This is a genomic window from Ferrimonas sp. YIN67 (assembly GCF_057219095.1).
Map to the genome: position 1 here is coordinate 87,490 of NZ_JBXVVJ010000003.1, position 14,919 is coordinate 102,408.

General features: G+C 57.9%; 8 protein-coding genes and 1 tRNA gene. 7 read left to right on the forward strand and 2 right to left on the reverse strand.

The genetic code is table 11. The features are described from left to right. Positions 1 to 82 precede the first annotated feature (82 nt). A complete protein-coding gene (locus AC2D8U_RS07595) occupies positions 83 to 514 on the forward strand; it encodes a host attachment protein (protein ID WP_484618460.1) in 432 nt (143 codons plus the stop codon). Between the two features lie 155 nt (positions 515 to 669). Next, a tRNA-Arg gene (locus tag AC2D8U_RS07600) sits at positions 670 to 745 on the forward strand. 218 nt (positions 746 to 963) lie between these two features. Here the strand turns inward: AC2D8U_RS07600 and AC2D8U_RS07605 are convergent. Both AC2D8U_RS07605 and AC2D8U_RS07610 read right to left on the reverse strand, forming a co-directional pair. Then, positions 964 to 3,882, reverse strand: a complete 2,919-nt coding sequence (locus AC2D8U_RS07605; RefSeq protein ID WP_484618461.1) for a TonB-dependent receptor — start codon at positions 3,880 to 3,882, stop codon at positions 964 to 966. A 750-nt stretch (positions 3,883 to 4,632) separates the two neighbouring features. Further along, a complete protein-coding gene (locus AC2D8U_RS07610; protein ID WP_484618462.1) occupies positions 4,633 to 8,214 on the reverse strand; it encodes a putative Ig domain-containing protein in 3,582 nt (1,193 codons plus the stop codon). Between the two features lie 1,177 nt (positions 8,215 to 9,391). Between AC2D8U_RS07610 and AC2D8U_RS07615 the strand changes: the two genes are divergently transcribed. The 5 genes from AC2D8U_RS07615 to AC2D8U_RS07635 are packed head-to-tail and all read left to right on the forward strand — an operon-like array spanning position 9,392 to position 14,918. Beyond that, positions 9,392 to 10,393 (forward strand): AAA family ATPase, encoded by a 1,002-nt coding sequence (locus AC2D8U_RS07615; RefSeq protein ID WP_484618463.1) that lies wholly within the window; start codon positions 9,392 to 9,394, stop codon positions 10,391 to 10,393. Between the two features lie 2 nt (positions 10,394 to 10,395). Next, complete coding sequence (locus AC2D8U_RS07620; protein ID WP_484618464.1) at positions 10,396 to 11,307, forward strand: DUF58 domain-containing protein; 912 nt, start codon at positions 10,396 to 10,398, stop codon at positions 11,305 to 11,307. Beyond that, positions 11,300 to 12,142, forward strand: a complete 843-nt coding sequence (locus tag AC2D8U_RS07625) for a hypothetical protein (RefSeq protein WP_484618465.1) — start codon at positions 11,300 to 11,302, stop codon at positions 12,140 to 12,142. Before AC2D8U_RS07620 ends, AC2D8U_RS07625 begins: the two co-directional genes overlap by 8 nt. After that, positions 12,139 to 13,182, forward strand: a complete 1,044-nt coding sequence (locus AC2D8U_RS07630) for a vWA domain-containing protein (RefSeq protein ID WP_484618466.1) — start codon at positions 12,139 to 12,141, stop codon at positions 13,180 to 13,182. The genes AC2D8U_RS07625 and AC2D8U_RS07630 overlap by 4 nt, the downstream gene beginning before the upstream one ends. Next, a complete protein-coding gene (locus tag AC2D8U_RS07635; protein WP_484618467.1) occupies positions 13,179 to 14,918 on the forward strand; it encodes a vWA domain-containing protein in 1,740 nt (579 codons plus the stop codon). The genes AC2D8U_RS07630 and AC2D8U_RS07635 overlap by 4 nt, the downstream gene beginning before the upstream one ends. Position 14,919 lies beyond the last annotated feature (1 nt).

Consider the following 14,919-nt stretch of genomic DNA (forward strand, 5'->3'; position numbering starts at 1 on the left):
AGACAGCGGGCAGTTTCTGCCGCCCACGGCGTTGGGCACGGAACAAGGCTGCCCTTCGTCCAACCAATAAGGGGAAATGACCATGCCGAACACTTGGGTTGTCGTTGCCGATAGCAGTCACGCTCGCTTCTTTACTAACGAGCAGGCCAGTGGCCCTATCATCGAACAGCAGGGGATCAGCTTTCCCGAAGGACGTGCCCACCCAGGGGATATCGTCGCCGATCGTCAGGGCCGAAACCGCAGTGGTCAAAACACTCACGATATGGGCCACGAACAACAAGCAATGCGGGAAGTGCGCAGCCGCTTTGCCGCCAACATCTGTCAAACCCTGGAGCAGGCCCGCAACGAAGGTGAGATGAACAAACTCTATATCGTTGCCCCGCCCCAGTTCCTTGGTGAACTCCGTCGACACCAAAGCAAACCGTTGCAACAGACGATCCAAGGAGAGGTGGCCAAAAACCTCGCCATCAGCGATATCGACACCATCCGCAACAGCCTGCCGAAACGCCTGTAGGCTTCCCGATACCACCAACCCCCGATTTGACCTGGCTCTCCTTCCCGATAGCCAGGTCAAACCGGGCACGCCCACTCACCGAATCGTTCACAAACTGCGCAATCGCTTCTTAAGCCTTTCATTTACACAAAAAATGTCGCTAGAATGTGGGCCAACTCCCCATAGCTCAACAGGATAGAGCAGCCGCCTCCTAAGCGGCCGATAGAGGTTCGAGTCCTCTTGGGGAGGCCATTCTTCTCTCTTCTAAGCCCCAGGCCCAGCGGCCCCTTACTAGGCTTCGCGCTCTCATTGCTTCTTCTCACTGGAAGCGCACGATTTCAATGTCTCTGACCCCTTGAACTTTGACCCCTTGAACTTTCGGTTGATCCGCCCCGTCATCAACCCGGATAAAACCTGCCCAAAACGAAAAAGGCCGCCTCAAGGGCGGCCTGACATCGCCGTTATTCACTTTAGAAAGTGAAACGGGCACCGAAGTTGACGCGCGGTCCGGTCTGGTACGCACTCAGGAACATATTCTCGTTACGCGAGTGGTTGCGGTGGGTCGCGTCGTTCAGGTTGATCCCCTCCAGGAACACACTGAAGCTGTCATTCACCTGGTAGGAGGCGGTAGCGTCCACCTGGCCATAGGACTCGACGTAGATGGGATTGTTCTTGTGGCCCACGCCAGCAAAGAAGGTATCCCGCCAGTTGTAGGCCACCCGTAACTGGAAACCATACTTGTCGTAGAAAGCGACGACGTTGGCAGTATCACTCAAACCGGTGAGAGCAAACTGCTCCGCCAGCGACTCGTTGTCGTAGCCCACGTCGCCATCCACATAGGTGTAGTTCAGCTGGGTGCCGAAACCGCTCTCACCAAACAGGTGCTGAACGGCGAACTCCAGGCCATACACCTTGGCGCTCTCCTGGTTGATCGGTTTGGCGATATCAAACTCCAGCAGGGGATCGTCCGCCTGACCGAGAATGCCATACTCGCCACCACCGAGATCGACCACGATACTGGGGTCGTTCTTGTACTTCTCAACAATCCAGTTGCGGATCCCATGGCGATCGTTGAGAGCAAAGCCCCCTTCGCGGATCGCCTCCTCCACCAGGGCACCGTGGCCTGGGTGGGTGACGCCGTCAAAGGTCATGGTGCTAAAGCCGGTGCCGATGAAGTTATCCACCTTCTTCCAGAAGCCGCCGAGTGCGATGTAGCTGCCCTCGTCGTAGTAGTACTCCCAGGAGAGATCCAGGTTCCAGCTTTCATAGGGCAGCAGGCCGGGGTTGCCCATGGTGCCGGTGCCGCCATCGATCAACGCCAGTTCCCGCAGAGACATGCCCCCCTGGATATCGTTATAGGAGGGGCGAGCCAGGGTCTTGCTCACTGAGGCACGCAGCATTTGATCTTGGGTCAGCTCGATACTGGCGTCGATGGAGGGCAGCCAATGATCGTATTCCCCCTCTACATCGGTAAAGGACTTCTCGTCGTCCCACTGGATCACATAGTCATTGTCACCCTGCCAGATCACGCCCACGGGCACCTGTGACAGCGCATTGGAGGTGATCTCCGTGCGCTCATAGCGCAAGCCAGCCACCACCCGGGTCCGGGCATAGCCGATATCGAAGGACCAGTTACTCTGCAGGTAGCCGGAGTAGCTCTGCTCCCGAACCCGGCTGTCAAAACTGTAATCATCACCGGCGCACATGCTCAGGCCACAAGGCCAGGCCGGATCCCCTTCAATTCCGTAGGTACGACCAATCACGTCGGCCACGGTATGGAAATCCCAGGTGTAGAAATGGGGTACCAGGTTAGGATTTGAGGCGGCACTGAAGCGATCATATTTGTCGGCGACGCTGGTTTTTATCCAGGTGCCCGGCGCGAAGTCCGACGGGCTGCCCACACCGTTCCAGGTATTGCGTTGAGTCACCGCCCGGGCAGAGCGGTTCTTCACGTTCAAGTAACCCACGCCGAAGCTGACTTTTTCCAGTGCACCGGTGAAGAGCTCGTAATCGCCATCGAGGCGGAACTGATCAATGTCCGAGCGCTGCAGCTCATTGCGGAAAATGGTACCGGCCGAGATGATCCCATCCGAGGTAAGTTCATTACCGCCGTACTCATGCCACACCACGGGGATATCACCGCGCATGTCAAAACCGGAAGCGGTCCGTACCCAGTTGGCGGTGTTGATCATGGCGCTGCTGCCATAGGGGGAGTTCGGCCCGCTCTCGGCGCTGGAGCTGTGGTAATCCGCTACCAGCACCAGGTTGTCACTGGCCACATACTCGACATTAAAGCCCAGGCTCTTATTCTCGTTGCGCACCGCCAGGTAGTTACCACCATGGGTCACATCATGATTCAGGTTGGTCTCCCGGTATGCCAGCGGGACAGCCACGGTATCGTCGCTCCACTCAGCCACCGCATCGATGTAGTTGAACCAGGTGCCCAGGGTGCTGGTGTACTGCTCCGTGTCCTTGCGCACATAGTTGTGATCCAGGGTGAAGGTGAGATCGTCCATGGGCCGGTACTGCAGGGTCGTGTAGGTATTGATCCGCTCCCGATTGGTATCGATCTGGTTGTACACGATGTTCTGCGGCAGGCTGTACATACGCCCATCTTCCGGTGCATTGGTAATGCGATGGTCGTTGCCCTGTCCGGCGATCTCCGTATGCCAGTTGCCGGTTGAAACGGCGTTACGGCCGCTATTGCGCTCCTGGAAGCTGCCGGTAAAGCTGTAGCCAAATTCACCAAAGCGATCACTCATCAGGATATCGGAGAACATCGCCTGGATCTCGGGAGTCACGGTATCCCCACGAGCCGCAGAATCATCCAGCACCCCCTTGATGGCAATACTGCCGCTGGGGGCCGGGGCATCCAGAGGGCGGCGGGTCTGCAGATCGATCACCGCACCGATCCCACCGCTGGGGCTGCTGGCCCGCCCGGTCTTCTGTACCTCGACGGTGGAGACCCCTTCCGAAGCCAGGTTGGCAAAGTCGAAGGAGCGTGAACCGATCTCCAGTGACGCCGTGGGCATCTGCCGGCCGTTGAGGGTAACCAGGTTGAATTCAGGCCCAAACCCGCGGACGGTCACCGATGAGCCCTCGCCGTCACGACGATCGATCGACACACCGGTGATCCGCTGCAGCGACTCCGCCAGATTGGTATCGGGAAACTTGCCAATGTCTTCGGCCGAGATGGCATCCACCACCCCGTCACTGCTGCGCTTAAGCTCCTGACTGCGCTCCATGGAGCCTCGGATCCCCTTCACCACGATCCGCTCCACGTCTGCGCCAGCTTCGCGCTCTTGCGCGCTCAGACCCGCCGACATGCTTGCCAAGCCCAACGAGATCGCTACCACCAGGGGCTTCTTCCGTGCATTGATCATCAACATTACCTCTCCGACATCCTGCGAGTGTTTCCAGCGTCTTGCGCGCTGGTAGATGGATAGTCAGATAAGCCAATGAGATTGGATAGCTCGACCTAAGTCTAATGGTAATCCAGCAAGTTGACACAAAATCAACAAGTTGCTTTTTACTACAAAACCAACAACTTAACTAAGGAATAGGGTAAGGATGTTCACGGCATCAGAATCTGCCGACTGTCATCCGAAGCAGGAAGATGTTCAATGCTGTAGGCGGGCTATCGAAGCACTTTGCATGAGATCCATTGTGATTTATTGATGCAAGCAAGCAGAGGGTTTCGTTCGCGTCTTGGGTGAGTCGTTCTATTAGGGCAAGTAAAAGAAGAAATATAATGACATTCGTCACTCGCCAGCGACCCCAAGTCACCAGTGAGCGGAACCGTTTGTACAGTTCTTCACCAAGGCTGTACTTGGCTATTAGTCTTCTTACTGTAATTTTGTGCGATCTTACCTATCCCAATGCGACCTCATTTTCACCCGGGCCAGATGTTCCCAATGACCATCCTATCGTGCGCACTGTCCTCTCCCGAGTGACATGGTGGCATCTCCCGGCGATTTGCTCGTCTCCCAGTGCAGTTCCCAGTTATGACACCGAATCACCAACACCAATGGCTGAACATAAATAAAGCCGGTCAGTTTACCTGACCGGCTTTTTCTTCGTAGGAGGCTTAGGCTAGCCCTAAGGCGCTTCCAATAGGGCTCGAAGCACCTGTTGCTGGATTAACGACGCAGCATTTTGCGACGCAGCAGGCCGAGCAGGCCCACCAGACCCAGTGCTCCGAAGGAGAAGCTACCGCTATCCTTCTTCTTCTCTGTCGTCGGTGCAGGACTGATGTCCAGTTCCAACAAGCTATCGTCGGTTGCACCAATACGATCGGTTACCGTGACAACGAAGCTGCGCTTGAAGGCTTCGGTCGGCGTTCCAGAGAAAGTGCCATCGGAGTTAAAGACCAGCCACTCAGGCGCACCCTGAATGCTGTAGACCAAGCGGCCCTGATCGAAGTCATTCGGATCGGTCGCAGTCACCTCTCCTTCAAGCTCCTCGCCAACGGTGCCCTCGGCAATAAAGCGCCACTCATCAAAGGCTGGGGCTTCATTGTTATTCGCCTCCACCGTGATAACGAGGGTGCCAGGAGTCTTCTCATTAAAGCCGTCGGTCACCGATACCTGGAAGGTATGCTCGCCAAGTTCCAAATCCTTAGGTGGCGTACCGCCCAAGGTGCCATCTGGATACACTTCCAACCAGGTAGAAGTGGTTACCAGCTCATAGACCAGTTCCAGAGAGCCCGCGTAATCGGTATTCAACGCACCTTCCACCGGAAGCTGGGTCAAGGCATTGTGCATCAGGGAGTCGGCAACGAAAGTTGGGGCATCCACCTTGCCCACCACATTGATGGTCACCTCGGAGCTGCTCGACTCGCCATGCTGATCCGTCACGGTCACAGTAAAGCGCGTCGGGATCACATCCGAGTCAGACGGTGTACCGCTCAGGGTGCCGGTATTGTCGCCATTGGAGATCACATTCAACCAGTCAGGGGCGGCCGGAGCACGGAAAGTCAACACATCGCCGTATTCCAGATCCGGATCCGTGGCGCTGAGCGTCAGGCTAAAGGGCACGCCAGCCATGGCATCGGCCTGGTACTGCTCCTGATCCATCACAGGAGGCCGGTTGTCCGGTGTCTTAAAGACTTCAATCTGTAGGAGCGTTTTAGCAACGTCACTGCCCGTCGTGAGTTCAATGGCAAATTCATTGTTCCCAATATCTGCATCCTGTGGCGTTCCCGACAAAGCACCGAGCTCATTAACCTTCAGCCAGCTTGGCCCACTCACCACAGCGAATGTCATGGTATCGGTCGGGTTGTTGACGAACTCTCTCAGGTTTCCAGTGTAATTCGCCCCCACAGAAGCTCGGCCACCGTTAAGGACTTCGCCTTCGAAACTCGGCGGAACCGGCTCACCGAAGATGATCAGGTTATCCACATCCAGGAAGGTACCGGTATTGTTATTTGTCGCCGCTTGGTAACAGCTGAAACGCAAGGCAAGCTTTGACCCGGAGGTGTCTAAGCCATCCAACGAGATGCGCTTATCAAACAGCTGCCATTCAGTGTCAACGAAATTTACACCGTCCCCGTTCGCGGTCTGCTCCAAGTAGACAGCGTCCAGCTTGTTCCACTGGGCGTTCTGGTTACTCGGATCATCCAGAGTCCACTCGATGGGGTATTCATAGGTGCCATCGGGCACAGCTTTATTAGCCCGCGCTTTAGCAAAAAACTGCACACGAACTTCACGGTTTTCACCGATATCAAATTGACTATAGGTCTTCGCCCCCTGACGGACCCGCAAACCTGCACCCTCGGCGTGATCACCCACTGAGGCACCGCCACCCTTAATGCTCGCCGGCCGCTGGGCACCTACCTGCCAGGCAGTTCCCTGAGGGCCCCGTTCGACATGCCACTCTGGGGCATCAGTAGCAAAATCGGCATTGTGTTCAAATTGATCGAAATGCTCTTCATGCAAAATAGAGAGGATCCCTTCACCAACCAGGTTGATGCTGACCCGGGCAGTTTCACCACCGGCCTGATAGGTAAAGTGATCCACCCCTACGGCATCGGGATTCGGGGTGTAGACGAAACTGCCATCGGCATTAATGGCATTCCCATCCAGGGTACCCAGTACAGGCTGATCAACCACCTGTGCAATCAGGGTATCGCTGTCGCCACGCTGATCATTGGCCAGCACGCCCTTGGCCGCATCGATGCTGAGCACGCCATCGCTCACCCGATGGTTGTAGTGCACATCCTGCACCAGCAGGGTGGCGTCGGTGACATCACGGCCGATCCCCTGGCGTGCCGTGGCGGCACTGTCCAGCAGATAGGTCCAGGTACTGAGGAAGGTTGGGGAATGGCGGTACTGATGGGCAACCAGAGCCGGATCATGGGTTTCGACCATCCAGTCGATAAGGTCCCGACGTAATCCTGCCAGAGCGGTCGCTTCGATCGGATCTGTGGTATCCACCCGGTTGGTCAGGGTGCCCGGATCCTGCCCCAACGGGTAGAACTCCTCAAGCGGTCGCAGGGTGTAAAAATCCGGATCCGTCAGCTCGCTAAAAGCATCCGTGGTCTGGCCAGGTGAGGTCATGGTGACTTCGCCGTTCGCCCACGGGTTGAAGATGTACTCAAAGCTGTCGCTTTGCACCGCACGCATCGGCCGAACTTTGTACGCCGCATCCTCGTGATAGGTTTTAAACACTCGGCTGCGATCGGCGCTGTCGACTTGGCCCTTGAGCAGGGGCAGCAGGGATTGGCCCATACTCTCTGGCGCCGTTGCGCCGCTGATCTCCAGGATGGTGGGGTAGAGATCCAGCAGGGAAACCTGGGCATTCAGGTTTGAAGGCGTAAAGGCAAACTCACCGTCCGCCAGGCCCTTGACGAGTACTGGCACATGGGCACTTTGCTGCCAGACATTGGAGCCGCCAAAGGGCAGGGCCCAACCCTGAGGGGAGTAGAAGATCACGACCGTATTGTCCATCACCCCGTCCAGAGCAGTCAGCACCTCTTCGACCGCCTTGTCGCCACGGCTGACGCTGGTCAGGTAGCGCTCCAGCTCAGGCTTGGTGAGTGGGCCATTGGGGTTCAGCGGGGCAGACACCACCACATCCCTGTCCCCGGCATAGTCGTAACGCAGGTGACTCTCGCTCTCATTGATGTCGATGAGATTACCTTCATCGTCCGTCGCACCAAAAAACTCCAGCTGAGGATCGGCGATATTCACCATCATAAACAGCGGGCTACCATTGGCCTTCGCCAGAGCACCAGCTGCCCAGCTGCCGAACAGGGAGGGATCACGGGGAGACTGGCTGACGGGATCCATCGGCGCATCGACACTGGATGCGTAACCCCATTGATAGGCGGTGGATGGGGTCACATAGGTCTCATCTCCCACCACGGCGGTGAAGTAGTCTGCCGGCAGCAGATCCAGCAGATTTTGAGCCGGGGTCTGCCACACCTGGTTGTTCCCTAGGATGCCGCTCTGGTGCGGGTAGAGACCGGTGAGGATAGCATTGGTTGCCGTGGTAAAGGTGGAGGCGGGGGTATGGGCGTTTTTAAAGACGACAGAGCCCTGAGCCAGGGAGTCGACGCGTTCCAGAGGCGCATTGGTAAAACTGTTGCCAAAGGCTTGCAGAGAGTCTGGATGCACCCCATCCATGCTGACCAACACGATGTTGGGTTGCGCCGCCAAGGCCATACCGGAGACACTCATTCCCGCAAGCGCCATCGCCATCACTAACTTATTTTTTATCATTATCGTTGTGTCCTAATCCATTTACATTCACAAGCAACACAAAATTATTCTTCCAACCCCACAAAACTGTGAGAAGGAACCCCTATCAACCGAGCATTTATAATCGTCACAGCGCATTTAACCGACTCTCTAAAGGGATGGAAAAATTAATTGCTCGTTGCGTGAACCAACAGGTAAACAAAGTTCGAACAAAAATGAGATCGAATGTAATTGGCTGGCAAAATGTTACCAAAAACGGCACCGCTAAAAAGTCACAGCTGAATGCGCAAGCATCAATTAACACATTTTCACAGACAAACGCACAACAGGCGCATTACCAACCTTTACCAAATCATGAATCAAACACTAGGTCGGTCACAGCCGCAAACAACTCACCACTGAGCATTTCCATTAAAAAACATTGTCACAAGAAACTGGATATTTCTTAATGGAACGCAAAAGTTCAAAAAACAAACACGAAACGCTCAAAATACCACTACCAAAAAACAACCAGCCCAGAGTATGTTTTTAAAAATAAGCGACAAAACCAGAGAGCTTTTCTTTATAACTGGAGGAATGCGGTTTCCTGACAGGACCAAGTCTGGCCAAGTGTCACTCGACCTTGGGCTCTATATCGCTTGATGTTGGGGCGATTGAATTCTCCCCTGAAACCATCCCGTCTTAGCTAACTGCTGGGAGCTGACAGCAGACAGGGAAAGTCCTCGAACAAGGCCTGGGTCTGTGTAGACGGTCCGTGACAGATCAGGGCCATTGGCATGTCAGCCACCACCGCCCCGTCCATCCCCCCAGCTCTCCTTCATCACCTCACCGAGCCATCGCCTTCCCCTCGATAGGCTGTACCAACCGGCAATCTCCTCCAGCGAAGAGATTGGATACCGACCCGCCATTTTTGAAAAAAAGAACGCCCAGCCAGCGACGCTGATTCACAAGCACGCGGCCAGGAACAGTACCCAGCTCAGACTCTTAGCCAGTCAAGCGTTGAACAGCCTTAGTGCACCACATTTCACTTCCCCACAGACCGACCGATAATTTTTCTTCACAACGAGCGCAAAGCTAGTCACCTCCTAGGTAAAAAAGAATAAATCCCCCCCAGAAATCGCGATGAAACCTGTTTGTTGACCCAGCTCTCCATATAATGCGGGCATAACAAACCTCACTAAGAGTTCCCGATAGCGCTATGGACCAATCCATCCCAAACATTCAGCTTTGCGGCGAGCAAAGCTGCGAACTCAACGACAAGCTTCACGCCCTGCGTCAGGAGATCAGTAAAGTTATTGTCGGTCAGCAAGATCTGGTCGACCGCCTGATCCTGGCCCTGATGTGCAAGAGTCATGTGCTGATCGAAGGGATCCCCGGTTTGGCCAAAACCCTGACCGTAAACACCCTGGCCCAGGCCCTGGGACTGGACTTCAGCCGAGTGCAGTTCACCCCGGATCTATTGCCAGGTGATCTGACCGGTACCCTGATCTACAACCCGGCCAAGAGCGAATTTCACGCCCAAAAGGGTCCCATCTTCGCCAACATCGTCCTGGCCGATGAGATCAACCGCTCTCCGGCCAAGGTGCAATCCGCCCTGCTCGAAGCGATGCAGGAGAAGCAGGTTACTCTGGGCCAGGAGATCAACCCCCTGCCCCACCCCTTCCTGGTGTTGGCAACCCAGAACCCGGTCGAGCAGGAGGGTACCTACCCCTTGCCAGAGGCCCAGCTGGATCGCTTCATGTTCAAGCTGACGGTGACCTACCCCAGCTTCGACGAAGAGCTGGAAGTGATGCGCCGCATGTCTCGTCCAAGCCAGAAGGCCACCATCGAGGCGATCCTCAATCGTGAAGATCTCGAAGCCCTCTCGGCCCGAATGGAATCCATCTACCTGGCCCCGGCTCTGGAGGCCTATATCATCCACCTGATCAGCGCCAGCCGGGATCCCAATGCCTATGGCCTGGAAGATGGGCTGGTCCGATTCGGTGCCTCACCCCGGGCTTCCATCGCCCTGGCCATGGCCGCCCGGGCCCTGGCCGTGATGCAAGGTCGTGATCATGTCCTGCCTCAGGACATCCGCAGCCTGGCCCCGGATATCCTGCGCCACCGTATTGCCCTGACTTACCAGGCAGAAGCCAAGGGGCTCACCAGCGATGCCCTGATCGAGCAACTGCTCACCAGTGTGGCAATCCCGGACGCCTGATCATGCAACCTGAGCTGGACCAACGCCTGCAACAGTTGCAGATCTTCACTCGCGCCCGGGTCAATCACCTGCTGTGCGGTCACTACGCCTCGATATTCAAAGGCCAGGGCCTGGAGTTTGACGAAGTGCGCCGTTACACCCCGGGTGACGACGTACGCGCCATCGACTGGAACGTCACCGCCAGAACCGGTGAGGTCCACATCAAGCGTTTCCTGGAGGAGCGAGAGCGGGATCTTATCTTCGTAGTGGATCGCTCCCCCTCCTTCGCCTGGTCGAGCGAGCGGGTGTCACGCCTGGAGAGTGCGACCCAGATCTGCAGCCTGCTGGGCACTGCTGCGCTGCGCAACAATGACCGCATCGCCCTGCTGGAGTATGGCAACCAGGCAACCCCCTGGCGTCCACCGGCGGCTGGCCGGGATTCGCTGATCCGCTGCCTGGCCCAACTGATGCTCCCGGCCCGTCACGACGGCGAGCGCACCAGCCTGGCCGACGCCCTGCATCACCTGCAGCAGCGACGCCTCAAACGCTCGGTGATCGTCCTGCTCGGAGACTTTTTCCAGCGCGATCCCGACCAGGCCCATCGCGAGCAGGACCTGCTCAGTCAGCTGGGACAACATCACGACGTGCTGGCCATCGCCATCGACGATCCCAGGGAGCTCACCCTGCGCGGCGGCGGCCTGATCCACCTGGCCGACAGTGAAGTACCCGACACCGCCTGGCTGGATCTGGATCACCCACCAGCCCAGCAAGCCTTTGAGCAACAGATGAACGAGCGGCTCAAACAGCGTCAGCAGATCTTCCGCCAGACCGGGATCGACTTTATCCGTCACCCCCTGGAGAAGGATCCCCTGACCACCCTGCTGGCCTACTTCCATCTGTGTCAAAGCGGCAATCCCGGAGGCCATCATGACTAGAGCCAATACCCAGCGCTGGGTTGCCCTGTTGCAAGCTGGCCTGCTCTGCCTGTTGCTGCCCTTCTCATCTCTGGCCGAAGAAGCGCTGCCTGTGACCGTAAGTCCGGCCCACATCACCCCGGGCCAGCAGATCACCCTGAGTGTAACCCTGGCCTACCCGGACGGTGCCCATCCCGAGTTGCTCGTACCCGGTCCCGCCCACTGGGGCCGATTGCGGGTACTCGAACTGCCGGAGAACGCTCCCCAATGGCGGGGCAGCTACTGGCAACAGGAGTTCGAACTGGTCCTCCTGGCGCCCTCGGCGGGCGATCATGCTGTCCCCCCCCTGAGCATCACCCTGCACCAGGGCGAGCAGCGCACCCAACTTCCCATCAATGCCCTCACCCTGACGGTAAACAGCACCTTCGATGACAGCGAGGCCCAGGAGCAGGGGATCGAGCAATTCAGACAAGAGGCCGAACAACCCGTCAAGCTGAGGCCCTCGCGGTGGGGCGTCGTCCTGCTACTGCTTGCTATCACCGCCGGAATGATGGTGCAACGGCGCCTTGCCAGGCCCAAGGTTGTCAAGCCGATCACCCTGGAGCAACTGCGCCACGCGATCAAAGCCGATACCCAGGCTCTGCCCTGGACCGAGCTGCGCGCCTGTGTACTCAGGATGGGGCAACCGGATCCCCTGGACCAGGAGAGTTCGGATCCCCGCAGCCAACGCTACCAACACCTTAGGTTTACCCCCATGACTCATGTCGAGCGCCATCAGGGGTTCATCGAGCTGTGCCTGGCCTATGAAGCCGTGCCAGCTACCGGCACCTCCCCCGAACTGGAGGCCAAGCCGTGAACTTCACTTACCCTCAGCTACTCTGGCTGCTGCTGCTGGTGCCTATGCTGGCCCTGTGGCTATTCCGTCCCGCCCGGACGGGCCACTCCAGCCTGCAGTATTCCCACCTGCCCCTGTTGCAAGACTTACCTCAGAGTGAACGTCAGCGCTTACTCTGGCTGCCGACCTTGCTGCGTCTGGCTGCACTGGCTGCACTGATCGTCGCCCTCGCTCAGCCCTACCGCTTGATCCCCCAGCACAGTGAGCAGGCAGAAGGGATCGCCATCTCAATGGTGGTGGATATCTCCACCTCCATGAACATCAACATGGACATGGATGGAGATCGGATCTCTCGCATGGACGGGGCCCTGCGTGTGTTGCAGGAGTTCGTCCTGGGCGACGGTGAGACCCAGCAGGGACGACCCAATGATCTCATCTCGGTGATCACCTTCGCCCGCTATGCCCACACCATAGTGCCGCTGACCACCAGTCATCACGCCCTGGCCAAGATGGCCGAGGATATCGAGCCGGAAAGCCGCCCCGACATGGATGGCACCGCCTACGGTGATGCGGTCACCCTGGCGGTGGCACAGCTGCATCAGTATGAGCAGAATCTCGGGGCCGAAGCCGATCCCATCGAAAACAAGGTGGTGATCCTGCTGACCGACGGTGAAAACAACGCCGGTGCTTACAGTCCACTGATGGCCGCCGCCATGGCCAAGGAGTATGGGATCACCGTCTACACCATCAGCCTCGGCACACCGCTTGACCACAAAGTCGAGGGCAGTGCCGGACGAGTCTCGCTGGACGACAACACCAGCGAAGCCGATCTGGTGCTACAAGCCATGGCCGAAAGCACCGGTGGGATCTTCCAGCGGGCCCACGACTACCGCTCCCTCCACCAGATCTACCAAGTGATCGATCAACTGGAGACCTCCAAGTTGCACCATGTGGCCTTTGAAGAGCAGCAACCCAGTTTCCAACTGCCCGCCGCACTCGCTTTACTCTGCCTGCTGCTGGCCAGCCTGCTCAGTGCCACCTGGCTAAGGAGCAACGGATGAGCGCCTTTACCTTCCTCGCACCGGCCTGGCTCGTGCTCCTGGCACTGCTCCCTGCCCTGCTGGTCCTTCTGGGTTACCAGCGCCAACGACAGAAACGCAGCCTGCAGCGCTTTAGCCAGCGTCCTCTGACCCTGCGCTGGCAGCGCCTCAACCTGCTGCTTTTGCTGTTGACCGTCACCGCCCTGGTACTGGCCCTGGCCCGCCCGGGCTGGAACCCCAAACCCAAGCCGATCAACGAGCAGGGCCGGGATCTGGTCTTCGTCGTCGATGTCTCCATGTCGATGCTGGCTGCCGATGCGAGACCAAACCGGTTGGAAGTCGCACGCCACGCCATCCTCCAGACCGTTGATCAGAGTCCATCGGACCGCTTCGCCCTGGTCGCCTTCGCTGGTGTCGCCTCGATCCTCTCCCCCCTGACCAACGACAAGGCGTTCCTCAACGGCCTGCTCGACGGCCTGGGCCCAGGCTCCGTCAACCAGGGGGGCACCAATATCGCCCAGGCCCTGGAGCTGGTGCTGGATAAGATGATCAGCGAAGAAGCCCCGGCGGTGGATCTGGTGTTGATCAGTGACGGCGAAGATCTCGATGGTGACACGGCCCCCGTCATGGCACGCCTCAACGAGCTGGGGATCCGCCTGATGGTGATTGGCCTGGGGGACACCCGTACCGGCGCCCGTGTACCCCTGCGGGACGGCAACGGCTGGGCCCTGGATGGCGATCGTGAACACTGGAGCAAGATGTCCGCCGCCACCCTGCGTACCCTGGCCGAAAACGCCGAGCAGGGGATCTTCTTCCCGGTCGGTACCGCTCGCTTCGACCTGGCTGAGCTGATCAATCAGCTACGTCTGGTATGGCCCGGCAGTGACCGCCAGCAGGGCGAGCACCTGAGCTATCAGGAGGGCTATCCCTACTTCCTCGCCCTGGCCGGCCTGTGCCTGGCGCTGCTGCTGTGGCGCAGCCGACGTGCCGCCACGGCCCGCCTCGGTGCCGCCGGTCTGGTGCTGCTCAGCGCTCAGTTGAGTGCGATGGAGTCCGAGCCCGTAAACTGGCGCACTCTGACCATCGCCGAGCAGAGTGTCCATGCACAGAGCCTGTTGGATGACTACCAACCCGGTCAGGCCGCCGAGATATACCGTCACATTATCCAGAACACCTCGAAGATGGAGACTGCGGTCCTGGCCAACTACAACCTGGCTACCGCCCTGCTCCAGCAAGGCCAGGAGGTCGAACGTAAGCAACAGATGCTGGATCGCGACGGCTACATCGATCCCAGCCTGTTCGATCCCGAAGATCCCGACTTCTTTACCGATCCCAACCTCTACTTCGATGAGGCGATGCGGGTTCTCCAGGTTGTACTGCGCCAACAGCCGGATCACCTCAATAGCGCCAAGAATCTGGAGTGGCTGACGCTGCGCCGGGAAGCCCTTGGGGATGAAGAGCAAGAAGATCAGGCCGACCAGATGGACCCATCTGACCAATCGGATGACGGTGAAAAACAGGATTCCGAGGGCGATAACGATTCCGAGGGCGACACCCCGGACGGCGAAAGCGAGTCCAGTGACGAACAGGGGGATGAAGAGGGCCAGGCCGACGACCAGGCCCAGCAGTTGGATCAAACCGAACTTCCCCAATCCAACATCAGTGCCGAGGAGATCCTCCAGCAGGCACAGCAGCGAGAGCAAGAGATGCGCATGACTGCCCCACGCCAACAAACCCAGGTGACACAGGACTGGTAAC